Origin of the sequence: Allocoprobacillus halotolerans (assembly GCF_024399475.1) — a bacterium.
Classification (GTDB): Bacteria; Bacillota_I; Bacilli_A; order Erysipelotrichales; family Coprobacillaceae; genus Allocoprobacillus; species Allocoprobacillus halotolerans.
On the sequence record NZ_CP101620.1, the window covers coordinates 75,410 to 91,636 of the forward strand.

Below are 16,227 nucleotides of genomic sequence, written 5' to 3' on the forward strand. Positions count from 1 at the left end.
TATCAGACGTGTTTTCCTGTTTTATCGTATATCTTGTTTGTTTCCTAACATGATTTTCACTTTCTGTCCTGCTTCAATTTGTTCACCTACACGAGGCAATTGATCAATCACATAATCTCCTTCACCTAAAAATTCAAAACCATAATTTTCATTTTTGACTTCTGATTTTTGTTTTCCAATATAATTTTCTACATCATAAGTTTTAACATCCGTCCAGACATAAGCTTTCTCTCTTTGTTGTGTAACTTTTTTAATTCCTAATGCTGGCAAAACATCCATAAAAATCTTTCTAGCAATAGGTGCCGCTGTTGTACCACCATATTGTACGCATTTTTTAGGATTATCCATCGCCAGATATAAGACAATTTGAGGATCATCAATGGGTGCGACACCTAAAAATGATAGAATATAACCATTTCCAGCATAGGTTCCATTGATTGCACGTTGCGCTGTCCCTGTTTTTCCACCAATTCGATAACCATCAATATAAGCATTTTTTCCTCCACCATCCGTCACAACACCTTCTAAAGCATCTCTCACTTGAGCAGATGTATTTTCAGTAATCACTTGTTTCAACATTTGCGGTTGTATTTCACTGATAACTTCATGTGTTTTGGAATTATATATTTTATTGACAATATAAGGCTGATAAAGTTTTCCACCATTGATACAGGCACAGACTGCTCTTACAAGTTGAATAGGTGTCACCGATATACCTTGTCCAAAAGCCACTGTGGCTTGTTCAACTTCATTAAACTTATCATAATCAAACATAATTCCACTGGATTCACCCATCATATCCACACCTGTCTTTTGCGTTAATCCAAACTCTTGGACATATTGATATAAACGCTCTTTCCCCAGTCTACGTCCAATTTCCACAAAACCTGGATTGGAAGAATTTTGTAAGACTTCACGAAAAGTCTGTAAACCATGTCCTCCTTTTTTCCATGATTTAATTCTTGCACCTCCCACAATTTCATAACCTTTATCATAATAAGTATCTTGATCCATATCAAAAAGATTTTCATTTAATGCACTGGAAAAAGTAATGATTTTAAAAGTAGAACCCGGTTCATAGGATTTCCATATTGGCAGATTGCGATTATATATCTCACTATCAGCATTTTGATAATCATTGGGATCAAAATCCGGTTTACTGCATATCGCAAGAATTTTCCCATTACGTGGATCCATTGCTAAACATAAAATAGAATCGGGATCATAAGTGGCATAAGCATTGTTTAATTCCCTCTCTACAACATCTTGTACACGGGTATCAATTGTCAATTCAATATCCATGCCTGAGGTTGGATAAACATATTGGGCTGGATATATATTTAAATTCTGTCCCTTAGCATTCATATAGTAATAAATGCTGCCATTAACACCAGAAAGATATTCATCATATTGTAACTCCAAACCAACCAGCCCTTGATTATCAATACCGACAAAACCTAGTGTCTGAGCTAAATAATTTTGAAAAGGATAATAACGTAAAGTATCTTGTACAAGATAGACACCAGGCAATTTTAAACGATCAATACTATAAGCCTTATTTTCATCCAATTGTCGCCCTTCAGGTTGAACTCTTTCTACTGAAACTTTTTTTGAAGTTTTGTTAATAATGTCTTTTCATCACATTCTAAAATACGTGATAATTCATAAGCTGTATGAATTGGATCATGAATTTGACTCGGTACAACAATCAAAGATGATGTTGTTAAATTATCAACCAGTGTAACATGTTGTGAATCATAGATTTTTCCACGTGAGGCTTCTAATGGAAAACTACGTTGCCATGACTCTGTAGCTTTCAAAGTTAATTCTTGATAAGCATAAAATTGACTATATCCCAAACGTAAAACAATACATAAAATAATGATTGTCATAACGATATTAACCCATTTGATTTTTTTATCATTTGTGAAAAGATCATTTTTATCACCATTCTATTGTATGTTTTGATTCTTAAAATATGAAAATAGGAACTTTTCACAAGTTCCTATTTTGCTTCTACTGTAATTTTTTGATTAGCTTTTAATTTTGTACCTTTTGTCACACTTTGTTTATAAATCGTACCGACACCTTTAAATTCAATATCTACATTTGCCATAGTTCCAAAAGCCTCCACTTCCTTACGAGACCATCCAGTCATTGAAGGCATTGTGACATTAGTTCCATTAGTTTGTAAGAAAACACGTGATTTAGAAGAAACTTCTGTTTGAGCCTTAGGATATTGACTGATGACAACATCACCATCACCAACAACAAGCGAAGATAACTGATGATTAGAAAGTACTTCTTTCGCGTAGTCCACACTTTGATTCATATAGTTGTCCAAAACAAATGTTGATGTTTCAACAACTTGTGATGGTTGTGTATTTAATTTATTTAAGGCTGCACGAATACCACCTTGAACCACTTTAGCCGCAGATGTCGTACTTGATGAAGTTCCTTGATACCACATCACTAAAATCACTTGAGGATCGTCATAAGGAGCCATACCAACAAAACTATGCGTATAGTAACCACTACGATATCCACCAGTTTCAGATGCCACCTGTCCAGTTCCAGTTTTCCCAATTAAATTTACATCATCCATACGGTAATTATATCCCGTACTTCCTTTTTCATTAATAACACCTTTTAATAAATCTCTTATTTTTTTCACTGTATCTGTAGTATAAATTTGTTTAGAATATTGTGTTTTGGCTTGATAAAGAGTTTCTTGACTATCACTATTCACAATTTTTTCAACAAGATAAGGTTCCACCATTTTACCATCATTTGCAAAAGCACTATAAGCACGAATCAACTGTAAAGCTGTAAATGTAGAACCTTGACCAAAACCAGTTGTCAAATATTCCAAAGTTCTCTCTCCTTCACGCTTATATCCAGCAAATCCAGCACCCGATGTTAAACCATCAATACTACTTTCTTTAAAGAAACCTAAATCTTCATAATCCTGAAGTAAAGATTGTTTATCTGTTTTTTCACTTAAAATATGACAAATTGCTGTATTACTTGAATAATGAAAACCTTTTTCATAACTAATTGTACCCCAACCACGACCATTATTATGGTCTTTAATTGTCGCTACAGTTTTTCCATTGACTTTATATTGAAATTTGCCTGATTGATATGTATCTTTGACATTTAACTTCTGATCATTAAGTGCATTTCCATAGACAAATGATTTAAAAACTGATCCTGGTTCAATCGGTTCATTTAAAAATAAATCAACGTAATTCTCTATATCACGATTATTAGGATCAAACGATGGATAATTAGAGATAGCTAATAATTTGCCTGTTTTTGCATCCATAATACCACATGTAGCCTTTTCTGGTTTTAAGTCTTCAACCATCTTTTGCATTTGCATATCCAATTCTGTTTGAACATCTGTATCAATTGTCAAATAAACATCATTTCCAGCCACTGGTGCTGTTTCACTTAAAATTCCATTTGGTAAAACATTATTATTATTATCAGCTAAATAAATTCTTTCTCCATCTGTTCCAGATAACTCATCATCAAAAGCTTGTTCAATTCCCATTTTTCCTATCAATGTTTGAACATTTTTGCCTTTCACTTCATTTGTAACAGCTTGAGCATAACCCACTTCATAAGAAGCAAAATCACCATAACGATAATTTCTTGTTGTAATTTCATCAAATTCTAAACCAGGTAATTTTAAAGCATCTATTTGATCTTTAACCAAAGAAGATAAATTATTTCCATAACTTCCAAATTCAACCTGATAAGTATCTTTATTGAGCTGTTTTAAAATATCTTCCTCTTTCATTCCAATAATAGGCGATAAAGCCTTAGCTGTTGCTTCTTTATCAACAACATAATCTGCTTTTTTATCTAATGTTAAATGAGTTTTTGATAAAATCGCATAAAGCTTATATGTTTTCATATCACCAGCAATAACTTCATTATCACTTGAATAAATTGTTCCACGCTTTGCTGATAAAATCTGCGTTTTACTTTCGCCACGACTTTCAGCATAATTTTCAATGTCATTTCCACTGATAAAATGTTTACCAGTTGCTCCCAAATAAATGACATTTAGTACCATACAAACAATAACTGCAATAATAATACAATAAATAATTCTTGCACTTTGATTATTATTTTTTTCACTGCCATTATTCTTCAGGGACTCCTACTACAGCAGCAGTGGCTGTATTTTGTTTATATGTATATCCCTTCGCTTGTGCAACTGATTCAAGACGAGAAAAAGAAGCTAATTCTAATTTTTTCATATCTAACCCGTCAATATCAGATTCAATTGTTTTGATTTCTTTTTCTAACTGATTACACGCAACATTGATTGTTGATTCATATGAATTCAATGCGACAATACCAACAACAAAAACAATAAAACTCATCACTAATAAACGTCTTGAAAATCTTATAAATCCTGTTTCTCTTCTTTTATTTCTCATCTTCATATATCCTTTCTATAATTCTTAATTTTGCTGAATGTGAGCGATGATTTTCTAATAACTCAGCCTCACTTGCAACAATTGGTTTTTTTGTTATTTTTTGAAACTTTGGTTTCAAATACTCCGGAACAATAGGCATTCCCCTTGGTAAATCCGGTTGTTTTGTCACTTCTTGAAATGTATATTTACAAATCTTATCTTCTAATGAATGAAATGTAATGACTGCAATACGTCCTTTGACATTCAATAAAGTCAAAGCATCATTTAATGCAATATCAAAAACATTTAATTCATCATTCACAGCAATTCTTAAAGCTTGAAATGTACGTTTAGCGGGATGTCCACCTTTTCTTCTAGCTGGTGCTGGAATGGCTTCTTTAATAATTTCAACAAGTTCAAAAGTTGTTTCAATAGGTTTTTGTTCACGATGACGAGCAATCGCTCTAGCAATTTGTTTAGCAAATTTTTCATCAGAATATTTATAAAGCCATGTGATTAAATCAGATATCGGTGCATGATTAATCAAATCATAAGCACTCACTTTTTGATTTTGATCCATTCGCATATCTAATTTCGCATCATAGTTATAACTAAAACCACGCTCACCATCATCAAATTGTGGTGAAGACACACCTAAGTCAAAAACAAAACCATCTACACGTGTCACACCCAATTTGGCAAGTTCTGTCTTTAAATTTTTAAAATTGGCATAAATAATTGTAAAATGGTCAGATATCTTTTCTAAACGTTCTCTAGCAGCAGCAATAGCTTTTTGATCTTGATCAAAGCAATAAAGATGCCCAGTTGTCAAACGTTTTAAAATCTCTTGACTATGTCCACCACCACCCAGTGTACAGTCTACATAGATTCCATCTTCTTTAATATTTAAACCATCTATCGTTTCGTTAAGTAATACACTGACGTGATGAAACATAATGTCCTCCTACTCCTCATCATCGATATCTTCTGAAATGTCATCAAACTTATCCACATTATCATCATAGAAACTATCCCAAGTTGTCCCATCCCATATTTCAATATGATCACCAGCCCCCACAATCACACATTCTTTTTGAAGGTTGGCTTCATTTCTTAGAACTTGAGGGATATTAATACGTCCTAATTTATCAAATTCACAATCAGTCGTTCTTGAAGTCGCCAAGCGGATAAGTGTTCTGTTTTTTTCTTTGTTTTCGGTAATTGCATAAGTGTTTCATAATAAGCCTCCCAGCCCTCTTCAGTATACACTGCCAGGCAGCCTTCATTACCACGCGTTACATAGACTTTTTCACCACATTCAAGACGCATTTTAGCTGGAATACTCAATCGTCCTTTTGCATCTATATTATGCCTATATTCACTAATGAACACTTCACAATCACCCACTTTTTTACATTTCTATACATTTTTTAACACTTCATACCACTATTATATACTATTTAAACACCTATGTATAGAAAAACTGTGCTTTATTTTTTGATTTTTTACATGAAAAAAGTGGCTTATTTTCGCCACTTATCAGTAATTTTCCATATTTTAACAAATTATCAAAAGTTTTCTAACCACCAATACACCCTTTTCCACTGAAATTATGATTCATTGAAAAATTATGGTATAATAAATACCATCTTATAATATTTGGAGGATACCATATGCAATGAGAAACAACTTATATTTGTGTAGAAAATATTGAAAAATCTTTACATTTCTATCGTCAATTTTTAAATCAGGAACCTTTATATCATAATGAAAATCGCTGGTTTCATTTTGCCTGTGGTTTATCTCTATACAATAAAAAATATGATGAAGACTTAATCAATCAAGGCAAATTATCACATTTTAATCAAGCTTACTTAGATGATTTTTACAAAACAGATTTTCCTAAGAAAAACAATCTTGTTATTTTTATTTTTGAAGTAGATAACCTTTGCCAAGAATACCTACGCATCAAAAATCTAAACATTGGCGAAGTTTCCCCGATAATGTTTGTTGATATTCATATGCCTTATTATTTTAATGTGATTGACCCTGATGGTAATACTTTGGAAGTGACAGACCAATTCAATCCAAATGATAATGTCTAAAATAATGATAAATCACATAAAAAATGGTATAATAAGCCAAAGGAGGATGATCTTATGGGAATTTATCTTAATCCTGATAATATTCAATTTTTAGAAGCATTTAATAAAGAAATCTATGTAGATAAATCATTACTGATTCAACAGGTTGAATATTTAAAGAAAAATGTGAATAAATATATCTGTGTATCTAGACCTAGACGTTTTGGTAAGTCTACTGATGCTAATATGCTTGTGGCTTATTATTCTAAGGGCTGTGATTCATCAGATTTATTTAATCATTTAAAAATAAGTCATACTAAACAATATGAAACTCATCTCAATAATCATAATGTCTTTCATTTGAATATGCAGGATTTTCTAAGTCAGACTCATGACATAAAACAAATGATTCAGCTTATTAATGATTCTCTTGTTTGGGATTTGCTTTTACAATACAAAGATTTAATGTATTTTGATCAAACCAAATTGATAAGAGATTTAAATGATATATATTGTCAAACACACGAACAATTCATTTTCATTATTGATGAATGGGATTGCATCTTTAGAGAATATAAAAACGATAAAGATGCACAAAAAACTTATCTTGATTTTTTAAGAAATCTATTAAAAGATAAGCCATATGTTGAACTTGCCTATATGACAGGTATTCTTCCCATCAAAAAATATGGAACGCATAGTGCCTTAAATATGTTTGAAGAAATTTCCATGATTGATGCAGAACCACTTCCTGAGTTTATGGGATTTACCGAAACGGAAGTTGAAAATCTCTGTTTACAACATCATGTCAGCTATGATGAAATGAAAGAATGGTATGATGGCTATCAGGTCAGAGATGACTTGTCTACATTTTCTCCACGTTCTGTCGTTTCAGCGATTGTTCGCAAGAAATTTGGCAACTATTGGACATCTACCGAAACTTATGAAGCCTTGCAAGTCTATATTGATATGAACTTTGATGGCTTGAAAGATGACGTTATTAAACTTCTAGCAGGAGAAAATGTTCCTGTGCAGACTTCATCGTTTCAAAATGATATGACGACTTTAAAATCAAAGGACGATGTCTTGACATTATTAATCCATCTAGGCTATTTGGGATATAACGACTCTCATCAGACATGTTATATACCTAATAAAGAAGTGGTTGATTCCTTCGTCAATTCAATTAGAAATTCTGACTGGAAAGAAACAACCAAGGCATTACTGAACAGTCAAAAACTATTGGAAGCTACGTGGAATCAAGACGAAGAAATGGTTGCTAAGTATATAGAAGAAGCCCATTTGGATACATCCATTTTAATCTACAACAATGAAAATGCATTGGCATATACATTGTCTATTGCTTATATATATGCCAGAAATCATTATACAATCATTAGGGAAATGCCAACAGGCAAAGGCTTTGCAGATATGGTTTTTATACCTTATCATGATAAACCAGCCATGATTGTCGAACTCAAATGGAAACAAGATGTCCAAACAGCTATCACGCAAATCAAAGAAAAGAAATATCCAAAAGAATTAGAAAAATATAAAGATAACTTGTTGATTATAGGGATTACCTATGATCAACAAACAAAGAAACATACATGTTGTATCGAAAAAATGCATGATAAAAATTGTATTTAAAAGGCTAAAAATCAATAATTTTTAGCCTTTTTTCAATGAAATTTTTAAAGGTAAAAGTTCCTGTTTGATATCAAATTCTTCTATACAATGACAACATTATTTTCAAACTTCTTCATAAATAACCAAATAATCATTCATTATCGTTTTACCTACATGTCCTTTTGTATTTATGTAAAGATGAATATTTACAAAGAAATATGTATTTATATCTTGATAAAATGTAAAGAAATCATTACAATTATAAATGTAATCAAAACATTACATTTTGAAAAGGAGTGATGACATTGATTGAAAATAAAATTAAAGTTTTACGTGCCCAAAATGATTGGACACAAGCTGATTTAGCAGACCAAGTCGGTATTTCTAGGCAAGCTGTGATTTCAATAGAAAAATATAAATACACCCCTTCATTAGAACTAGCTTTTAAAATTGCAAAAGCATTTGGTGTATCCATTGATCAGGTTTTTCATTATAAGGAGGAAGAATAATATGTATGAACAGATCTTTATTTTAATATGTCTTGTTGTTGCTTTGGTGGCAACATTATGGTTGTATACTTTAAAAGCTAAGAAAAAAATGAAATATAAAGATGATGAACGTTGGAATATGGTGTTATTAAAAGCCTATGAAAATTTACAAATAACACTTTGGCTCTTAATTGGTGTGATTATTATCGCTCAATCCATGTTAGATTCTCAAACTGTTTTTACCCTTGATCGTGTCATTTGTTTTGGACTTATTTATATAGGCATTCATAATCTCATTGAACTTATCTCTATTTATTATTTTGATAAACAACTTTAGGAGAAAAGATGATGAAATCAACATTAATTATCGGTTCAAGTGTTTGCGATGTTTATATTTATGTGAGTCAAATGCCACAAGTTGCAGGAGATGAAAATATTATCAGACAAGAAATGTCAATGGGTGGTTGTGCCTGGAATGTAGCATCTGTTTTTAGACAGTTACAATTACCCTATACCCTCTTTTCACCGATTGGTCAAGGCATTTATGGCGATTTTGTAAAAAGACATTTTCAAAAATACCACATCCCACAATTAATCGAAACTACTCAAAAGAATGGGTGTTGTTATTGTGTGATTGACAACAAAGGTGAACGTACTTTTCTTTGTGAACATGGTGCAGAGTATTTCTTTCAAAAAGAATGGTTTTCTTTACTAGATATGTCACAATATGATTCTATTTATATTTGTGGTTTAGAAATTGAAGAAGATCAACAACAGCTGATTTATCAATTTTTAAAACAATATCCACATCACACAATATATTTTGCACCTGGTCCACGTCTTTTAGAAATCCCTGAACAATCTATGCAAAATATCCTCTCACTCCGCCCTGTTTTACATCTCAATCAACAAGAAATATTAACTTATACCAAACAAAATGATTTAGAAAAAGCTTGTGTCTTGCTTTATCAACAAACAAAGCAACCAATTATTGTCACTTTGGGAAAGGATGGTTGTTATTTCTATGATGAATCACCGGCTTATTTTGTCCCAACACCAAAAGTATCAGTATATAATACTAATGGTGCTGGTGATACGCATTTAGGTGCTATCATGGCTTATCGTCAAAAAGGATATGCATGGCTTGAAACATTACAAAAAGCCAATATCATGGCTGGTCTCAAAATATCAAAAAAGCACTTATAGTTTTTGCTATAAATGCTTTTTTCATTATAAATCTAAATCATCTAAAACAGCTTTTAAGGCTTTAGCACTTGATTGTAATTTTTCATTTTCATCATTATTTAAATAAATATCAACAACTTTTTCAACACCTTTTTGTCCAATAACTGTTGGAATGCTCAAGCATAAGTCATTCAAACCAAATTCACCTTGCATTAAACTTGATACTGGTAAAACAGCATGTTCATCTTTGACAATGGCTGTCGCAATACGTTTAACTGCCACCGCTACACCATAATAAGTTGCTCCTTTACGTTCAATAATTTCATAAGCACTATCTCGTACTTCTTGAGCCAATCTTTCCATTGCTTCTTCATGATTGAAATGTCCACGCAATTCACAGAAATGATTGATATGAATACCTGCAACCTGTGCGCCAGACCAAACAGCCAATTCACTATCACCATGTTCTCCAATAATATAGGCATGTACATCACGAGGATCAACTTGTAAATGTTTTCCCAAAACATATTTCAATCTTGCTGTATCAAGAACTGTTCCCGAACCAATAACACGATGAGCTGGGAATCCTGATAATTTCAATGCCACTTCTGTTAAAATATCAACCGGATTCGAAACAATTAATAAAATCCCTTCACATTGTCTTTCTTTAATTTCTGGAATAATGCTTTTAAATATTTGCACATTCTTTTTCACTAAATCCAATCTTGTTTCATTTGGTTTTTGATTTGCTCCTGCCGTAATCACAATTAAACCAGCATCCACAATATCATCATAACTTCCTGCATAAATATTCATTGGTGTTAAATAAGCACTTCCATGACTTAAATCCATCGCTTCTCCTTCAGCTTTTTGATGATTAGCATCAATTAACACCATTTCTGAAAACAATCCTGTTTGAATCAAACTGAACGCAGATGTTGCACCAACAAATCCACATCCAATCACTGCAACCTTTTGCATATTTACCATTTTTATCACCTTCCACCCTTAGTATACCCAAAAATATTAAGAATTCAAATCATATGCTCCAACTATTTCTTTTGTGGTGTATTGTATCCATAATATTCCTCAAAATATTCAAAACCACTTTTTACATTTTGTTCATAAAAACCAATTACAAACTCTTGTCCAAGAATGGGAATATGTTTTACTTTTATAATTTCATAGGCTATTTTACTATTTTCATCAAAAGACAAACCAGATGGAATATGATAAACTTGTCCATCACTGAATTGAAATGTGAAACATGGTAAATAAATCTTAGAAAGACCATATCTTTGTGTCATTGTAGAAATCATTATATCGATATGAACATTTTCTAACTGATTCCATTGATAATGACGGTTTCTTTGATGACTTTGTTTTAATAGAAGTCCTAGCAAAATAGAGAAACGACCTTGAAATTGTTGAGAACATATTTGTATTCCTTCATCCGTTAATTCAATATAATTTTGTTTTGTAATTGCTAAATGATAAAGCGTCAATATAATGATAAGACTAATCACTGTCCATATTATCACTGTCAAAGTATTTGCTTGATACCATTCCATCATTGATAAACCATATCTATAATTAATATGACTAATGAGTTGTGGTAAAGCATTTCCAAAAACAAAACCTAAAATAACAGAAAATATTATCATAATAAAGATGCCTACATAGTAATCCATCAGCTGTATTCTTTTTCCAATTACAATAGTATGTTGAGTGCGTAAGTAATCAGATAACTTTTGTAATCCTTTTTTCATTAATTTTTTATCAATATGTTCTTGTTCCAATAATTGTTCTTGACACAAAACATCCAAAATGGGATATCTTTTTTTGAAATTCATGACATATCTGTTGAATATATTGTAATGATGCAATTTGAGTATCAATCTTTTGAATATGATGTTCTAATACAGTTTGGAAATTTGTAGATTGTTCAAAAATGGCAATAATGTCTTCAATAGGAATTTCTAACTCTCTTAAAAAATGTATTTTTTTCAGTTTTTCAATATCTTCAAAAGTATAATCTCGATAACCATTTTCATCTCTTTGAGGATTTATCAAACCCATTTTTTCATAATAACGTAAAGTATGTGAACTCATAGATAATTGTTTTTCTACTTCTTTAATTTTCATCACTTCCACCTTCCTTGAGGATATTATAAACCTTAGATGAACTCTAAGGTCAATACATTTTTGGAAAAAGTCATGTTTCTTGCATATAAAATGTTGGATAACTTGACTTTTATTCTAAAAATACCTATACTTCTAAATGTAACTTTAATATGAGGGGTATATATATGGAGGAAACAAAAATACAGGAAAAAAGTCAAGAAAAAAGATTCGTATAAAAAAAGATCATGTTTTTAAAGCGAGTCTTATTTTATGTGCATTGATAATTGTTGTTTATCTTTTTGGATGTTTCTATTATCACAATCGTTTTATGAGTCATACAACAATTAATGATATTGATGTTTCAGGAATGACTTATCAAGATGCCAGTACAACTCTTGAAAAAGCTCTTACAAAGCAAACATTGACGTTAACGTTTGTTGATGATACAACTGAAACTTTACAACAAGATGAAAGTGGTATTACATTTAATCAAAATAACAGTATTCAAAAGACATTAGATCAACAAAATTATTTTCTTTGGTTTACACATTTCTTTCAATCTACAAAAATAAATTTAAATGATTTATTGGTTATTGATGAAGACAAATTAAAAAAACTGTAACATCTTTACAACATGTTCAAGATGAACAGATTGCTCCAGTAGATGCAAAGGTTGAATATAAAGATGATAATTTTGTAATTACACCTGAAGTCTTTGGGTCAACGATTCAAAATGATCCTTTGATTGCAGCAGTGGAAAAAGCCTTTCAGACGCGTCAAGATGCAATCAATTTAAAAGAACAGCATATTTACAAAGAACCACAATTAACATCAAAAGATGAAAGAATAACAAATTTACAAAATCTAGCCAAAGAATATTGTAATGCGAAAATCACTTATAAAACAATTTCTGGAAATATTGTTTTAGATGGTAATGATTTGATTCAATGGTTATCTATTGATGAAAAAGGAAATTACTATTATGATGAAGAAGAATTTAAAAATCAGGCAAAAAAATTCGTTAAAGAAACTTTAGCTCCAAAAATTAATATTGCTGGAAAAGCGAAAACATTTAAAGGCGCTAATGGAACAAGAACTGTTTCTGGTGGAAATTATGGTTATAAGCTGAAACAAAGTGAAGAAGTTGAAGGTTTATTAGCTGATATTAAGGCTCATAAAAAAGAGACAAGGAGTCCTTCTGTATCTGGTGTTCAAGCATCTTATAGTAATGGTGGATTAGGAAATACATTTGTTGAAATTGATATGACAAAACAACATATGTGGTTTATCAAAAATGGAAAAGTTGTTTTAGAGTCTGACTGTGTGACTGGATTAGCGAGTGACCCTGATCGCAAAACACCTGGTGGAACATATTATGTTTATTTTATGCAACGTAATCGTGTGTTAAGAGGACGTATTCAAGCAGATGGTAAGCCTGAATATGAAACACCAGTTGCTTATTGGATGGCTTTTAATGGTGGTATTGGTTTACATGATGCAACATGGCAATCTTCATTTGGTGGTGATCGTTATAAAACACATGGTTCACATGGTTGTATCAATTTACCTTATAATGTTGCTGCATCATTATATAGTTATTTAAAAGTGAATATGCCTGTTGTTTGTTATTATTAAACAATAGCTAAAAAAGGAAAAACAAATTTTAAAGTTTTTCCTTTTTGTCTTCTCTTATTTTTTGTAAAAGAAAATCAATAAATCGAGATATTGTATAACTTAACGATTGATATTTTTTCCATATAATAAAAGATGATGTCATTAATGTGGGTGTTAGTGGTCTAAAGCATAAATGATCACTATCACCTGCAACAGATCTCTCAATCACAATTGCATAACCTATACCTTGTTCAACCAATATGGATGCAATGGTCGTTAATTCACAAACAGCGACGAATTTTAATTGATGATATAATTGTGAAGCTACCCAATTTTTTAAAATAGCTTGTGTTTCTTTTCTAGCAGTATTAATCAATGGTTTATCCATCAAATTAGTAACTTCAATATATTGTTTTTGGGATAAGACATCATCTTTTGTCATAAGAATCCCCATCTTTCATTATTCGGTAATTGCAAAGAATCAAATTTATCCAATATCACTGGCGCTAAAATCACGCCTATATCCACAATTCCTCGATCAACTGATTCCACAATCAAATCACTATTTCCACTGCGAACACGAAAAGTTACATGAGGATATATCTTTTGAAATTCTTTCATATATTTTCCCATTGTTTTGGTTGCCTCTGTCACCCCACAGGCAAGCACAATTTCTCCATAAACTTCATCAATCTGATGTTGAATTTCTAGCTGAGCTTTTTGGCTAAGCTCTAAAATTTCCTCAGCACGTCTTTTTAAAATCATTCCAGCTTCAGTTAATAAAACTTTTCTTTTCCCTCTGATAAAGAGTGCTGTTCCTAGTTCGTCTTCTAATTGCATTAATTGACGACTTAAAGTAGGTTGAATAATGTGTAGAATCTGTAATGCATGTGTAAAATTTTCTTCTCTAGCAACAGTTAAAAAATAATTTAAAACTCTTAATTCTATATCCAGACCTCCCTATTCCCATTATATTATCTTTAAAGATTCATGCCTTGTTTTTACGAAACAATTTTATCGAAACATTCTCTTTCATTCATAAGTTTTCCATTTTTCCATGTTATAATATGGATAGAAGGTTGGGAATATGAATGCTTTTTTAAGAAGATTTTTTCAAATCATTATTTTTGTTGCCTTATCTTTTCTTTATTTTTCAATTATTTCTTTTATGATTCCATTCCTATTTCCTCATACCACCATATCTTTTGATAATATCCTAGGTTTAATATCTGTTATTATTTATATCACTATCATCATTTCTTTAATATTAGTCGCAATTCATAAAATTGAAGTTCAATAAAAAATTCTTACCCATAAAGCAAGAATTTTTTACTATCTTATCACTATTTCTCTTTCATTTGAATGACGCCATCATGCATCACTTCAATATGACTGTTATAAAAAGCTTCCATGACTCGAATCATATCATAAGAATCTTTCATGCCCGCTGTTTCATAAGCCGAATGCATGGCTAGTTGAGCCAAACCAATATCAACACAATTCATAGAAACTTGCGACATGGCAATATTCCCTAGCGTACTTCCTCCTAAGACATCAGAACGATTAGCAAAGAATTGAAGCGGAACTCCAGCCTTTTCACACAATCCTTTAAACACTGCAATACTGAAAGCATCACTTGTATATTTCTGTCCAGCATGAGATTTCACAACAATACCCTGATTCATATAAACACAGTTTTGGGCATCTGTTTTTTCAGGGTGATTAGGATGCAGGGCATGAGCATTATCAGCACTGAGCATAAAACTTGACGCTAAAGCACGATAGAAATCTTCATCGTTTTGTGAAATTTGATGATGAATACGATATAAAGTATCATATAAAAATGTTGAAGCTGCACCTTGTTTTGTACCCGAACCCACTTCTTCATTATCAAAACAAGCAAAAACTTGAATAGATTCAGGATGATGCCCCTTTAAAAAACCTTGTAAAGATGTATAGGCACATTGTAAATCATCTAGTTTTGGTGAAGAAATAAATTCATGATTTGCTCCCCAAATAGATGGTGCCATGCGGTTATATAAATATAAATCACAACCATAAATATCATCATCATTCACAGCTAATTCTTTCGCAATCATCTTTTTCAAATCACCAGCTTGACATTCATCACCACCAAACAGCGGCAACATATCAATCTGTTTATTATATGTATAACCATCATTGACAGTACGATTCATATGAATGGCCACATTAGGAATTAAGACAAGATCTCTATCAAAAGATAATAAACGTGTTTGATATGTATTATCTTGACGAACCATTACACGTCCAGCAATTGATAAAGGGCGATCAAACCATGATGAACAAATCATTCCTCCATACCCTTCAGTATTCAACATGACATAATGATTTTTTACTTCAATCTCAGTATTTTCTTTTAATTTAAAAGTTGGTGAATCACTGTGTGATGCCACAATATGAAAATTATATTGGTCTAAATCTTCACCAACATGAAAAGCAATCAAACTTGATTGATTACGTGTGACATAATATTGCCCACCTTTTTTGATGGTCCATTTTTGACTTTCAGATAATTCTTGATAACCATTTTCATTCAAAATTTTTTTCATTGTATCCACAGCATGAAATGCAGTTGGACTGTCTTGAATAAATGACATTAATTGTTGAGAAACTTCTTTATACATT

Annotated in this window: 18 protein-coding genes and 1 pseudogene; 7 read left to right on the forward strand and 12 right to left on the reverse strand. The window is 31.5% G+C overall.

Features of this window, described 5'->3' with window-relative positions; genetic code table 11:
* Positions 1-21 precede the first annotated feature (21 nt).
* From NMU03_RS00425 to NMU03_RS00455, 6 genes and pseudogenes are all read right to left on the reverse strand, one after another.
* Positions 22-1,939: pseudogene (locus tag NMU03_RS00425) on the reverse strand (penicillin-binding transpeptidase domain-containing protein).
* 66 nt (positions 1,940-2,005) lie between these two features.
* Positions 2,006-4,087: a penicillin-binding protein gene (locus NMU03_RS00435; RefSeq protein ID WP_290140370.1), complete on the reverse strand. Its 2,082-nt coding sequence runs from the start codon at positions 4,085-4,087 to the stop codon at positions 2,006-2,008.
* Between the two features lie 70 nt (positions 4,088-4,157).
* Positions 4,158-4,457: a hypothetical protein gene (locus tag NMU03_RS00440; RefSeq protein ID WP_290140371.1), complete on the reverse strand. Its 300-nt coding sequence runs from the start codon at positions 4,455-4,457 to the stop codon at positions 4,158-4,160.
* Positions 4,447-5,391, reverse strand: coding sequence for a 16S rRNA (cytosine(1402)-N(4))-methyltransferase RsmH (rsmH, locus tag NMU03_RS00445; RefSeq protein ID WP_290140373.1), 945 nt, complete (start codon positions 5,389-5,391; stop codon positions 4,447-4,449). Before rsmH ends, NMU03_RS00440 begins: the two co-directional genes overlap by 11 nt.
* A gap of 9 nt (positions 5,392-5,400) precedes the next feature.
* Positions 5,401-5,619 (reverse strand): division/cell wall cluster transcriptional repressor MraZ, encoded by a 219-nt coding sequence (locus tag NMU03_RS00450; protein ID WP_290140375.1) that lies wholly within the window; start codon positions 5,617-5,619, stop codon positions 5,401-5,403.
* On the reverse strand, positions 5,577-5,765 hold the full coding sequence (locus NMU03_RS00455) for an MraZ N-terminal domain-containing protein (protein ID WP_290142395.1): 189 nt from the start codon (positions 5,763-5,765) through the stop codon (positions 5,577-5,579). Before NMU03_RS00455 ends, NMU03_RS00450 begins: the two co-directional genes overlap by 43 nt.
* 830 nt (positions 5,766-6,595) lie before the next feature.
* On the opposite strand from NMU03_RS00455, the gene NMU03_RS00460 reads away from it, so the two are divergent.
* The 4 genes from NMU03_RS00460 to NMU03_RS00475 all read left to right on the forward strand — a co-directional run bounded on the left by NMU03_RS00460 (position 6,596) and on the right by NMU03_RS00475 (position 9,843).
* Positions 6,596-8,170, forward strand: coding sequence for an AAA family ATPase (locus NMU03_RS00460; RefSeq protein WP_290140376.1), 1,575 nt, complete (start codon positions 6,596-6,598; stop codon positions 8,168-8,170).
* Between the two features lie 284 nt (positions 8,171-8,454).
* A complete protein-coding gene (locus NMU03_RS00465; protein WP_290140377.1) occupies positions 8,455-8,658 on the forward strand; it encodes a helix-turn-helix transcriptional regulator in 204 nt (67 codons plus the stop codon).
* 1 nt (position 8,659) lies between these two features.
* On the forward strand, positions 8,660-8,974 hold the full coding sequence (locus tag NMU03_RS00470) for a hypothetical protein (RefSeq protein ID WP_290140378.1): 315 nt from the start codon (positions 8,660-8,662) through the stop codon (positions 8,972-8,974).
* Positions 8,975-8,985: 11 nt separating this feature from the next.
* Positions 8,986-9,843 carry a PfkB family carbohydrate kinase gene (locus NMU03_RS00475; RefSeq protein WP_290140380.1) on the forward strand — a complete coding sequence of 286 codons (858 nt, stop codon included), beginning with the start codon at positions 8,986-8,988 and terminating at the stop codon, positions 9,841-9,843.
* 24 nt (positions 9,844-9,867) lie between these two features.
* Here the strand turns inward: NMU03_RS00475 and NMU03_RS00480 are convergent, their stop codons facing one another.
* The 3 genes from NMU03_RS00480 to NMU03_RS00490 all read right to left on the reverse strand — a co-directional run bounded on the left by NMU03_RS00480 (position 9,868) and on the right by NMU03_RS00490 (position 11,967).
* Complete coding sequence (locus NMU03_RS00480; RefSeq protein ID WP_290140381.1) at positions 9,868-10,812, reverse strand: L-lactate dehydrogenase; 945 nt, start codon at positions 10,810-10,812, stop codon at positions 9,868-9,870.
* A 62-nt stretch (positions 10,813-10,874) separates the two neighbouring features.
* Entirely contained in the window at positions 10,875-11,648 is a 774-nt protein-coding gene (locus NMU03_RS00485) for a cytochrome c oxidase subunit II (RefSeq protein WP_290140383.1), read from the reverse strand.
* Positions 11,602-11,967, reverse strand: coding sequence for a MerR family transcriptional regulator (locus tag NMU03_RS00490; RefSeq protein ID WP_290140384.1), 366 nt, complete (start codon positions 11,965-11,967; stop codon positions 11,602-11,604). Before NMU03_RS00490 ends, NMU03_RS00485 begins: the two co-directional genes overlap by 47 nt.
* A gap of 256 nt (positions 11,968-12,223) precedes the next feature.
* Here NMU03_RS00490 and NMU03_RS00495 point away from each other — a divergent pair, with 256 nt between their 5' ends.
* Together NMU03_RS00495 and NMU03_RS00500 are read left to right on the forward strand one after the other, a co-directional pair.
* On the forward strand, positions 12,224-12,568 hold the full coding sequence (locus NMU03_RS00495) for a hypothetical protein (protein ID WP_290140386.1): 345 nt from the start codon (positions 12,224-12,226) through the stop codon (positions 12,566-12,568).
* A gap of 131 nt (positions 12,569-12,699) precedes the next feature.
* Positions 12,700-13,581, forward strand: a complete 882-nt coding sequence (locus NMU03_RS00500) for a L,D-transpeptidase family protein (RefSeq protein ID WP_290140388.1) — start codon at positions 12,700-12,702, stop codon at positions 13,579-13,581.
* A 28-nt stretch (positions 13,582-13,609) separates the two neighbouring features.
* Here the strand turns inward: NMU03_RS00500 and NMU03_RS00505 are convergent, their stop codons facing one another.
* Positions 13,610-14,002, reverse strand: a complete 393-nt coding sequence (locus tag NMU03_RS00505; protein ID WP_290140389.1) for a LysR substrate-binding domain-containing protein — start codon at positions 14,000-14,002, stop codon at positions 13,610-13,612.
* Positions 13,999-14,514 (reverse strand): LysR family transcriptional regulator, encoded by a 516-nt coding sequence (locus tag NMU03_RS00510; protein WP_353956723.1) that lies wholly within the window; start codon positions 14,512-14,514, stop codon positions 13,999-14,001. Before NMU03_RS00510 ends, NMU03_RS00505 begins: the two co-directional genes overlap by 4 nt.
* Positions 14,515-14,647: 133 nt before the next feature.
* On the opposite strand from NMU03_RS00510, the gene NMU03_RS00515 reads away from it, so the two are divergent.
* Positions 14,648-14,860, forward strand: a complete 213-nt coding sequence (locus tag NMU03_RS00515; RefSeq protein WP_290140391.1) for a hypothetical protein — start codon at positions 14,648-14,650, stop codon at positions 14,858-14,860.
* A gap of 43 nt (positions 14,861-14,903) precedes the next feature.
* On the opposite strand, the gene NMU03_RS00520 is transcribed toward NMU03_RS00515, so the two are convergent.
* Positions 14,904-16,226 carry a M18 family aminopeptidase gene (locus NMU03_RS00520; RefSeq protein ID WP_290140392.1) on the reverse strand — a complete coding sequence of 441 codons (1,323 nt, stop codon included), beginning with the start codon at positions 16,224-16,226 and terminating at the stop codon, positions 14,904-14,906.
* Position 16,227 lies beyond the last annotated feature (1 nt).

Excerpts from the sequence above, each read along its gene's own strand:
- NMU03_RS00435 (WP_290140370.1), bottom strand. The coding sequence starts at position 4,087 with ATGGTACTAAATGTCATTTATTTGGGAGCAACTGGTAAACATTTTATC.
- NMU03_RS00440 (WP_290140371.1), bottom strand. The coding sequence starts at position 4,457 with ATGAGAAATAAAAGAAGAGAAACAGGATTTATAAGATTTTCAAGACGT.
- rsmH (WP_290140373.1), bottom strand. The coding sequence starts at position 5,391 with ATGTTTCATCACGTCAGTGTATTACTTAACGAAACGATAGATGGTTTA.
- NMU03_RS00455 (WP_290142395.1), bottom strand. The coding sequence starts at position 5,765 with ATGCGTCTTGAATGTGGTGAAAAAGTCTATGTAACGCGTGGTAATGAA.
- NMU03_RS00460 (WP_290140376.1), top strand. The coding sequence starts at position 6,596 with ATGGGAATTTATCTTAATCCTGATAATATTCAATTTTTAGAAGCATTT.
- NMU03_RS00470 (WP_290140378.1), top strand. The coding sequence starts at position 8,660 with ATGTATGAACAGATCTTTATTTTAATATGTCTTGTTGTTGCTTTGGTG.
- NMU03_RS00475 (WP_290140380.1), top strand. The coding sequence starts at position 8,986 with ATGAAATCAACATTAATTATCGGTTCAAGTGTTTGCGATGTTTATATT.
- NMU03_RS00480 (WP_290140381.1), bottom strand. The coding sequence starts at position 10,812 with ATGGTAAATATGCAAAAGGTTGCAGTGATTGGATGTGGATTTGTTGGT.
- NMU03_RS00490 (WP_290140384.1), bottom strand. The coding sequence starts at position 11,967 with ATGAAAATTAAAGAAGTAGAAAAACAATTATCTATGAGTTCACATACT.
- NMU03_RS00505 (WP_290140389.1), bottom strand. The coding sequence starts at position 14,002 with ATGACAAAAGATGATGTCTTATCCCAAAAACAATATATTGAAGTTACT.
- NMU03_RS00515 (WP_290140391.1), top strand. The coding sequence starts at position 14,648 with ATGAATGCTTTTTTAAGAAGATTTTTTCAAATCATTATTTTTGTTGCC.
- NMU03_RS00520 (WP_290140392.1), bottom strand. The coding sequence starts at position 16,226 with ATGTATAAAGAAGTTTCTCAACAATTAATGTCATTTATTCAAGACAGT.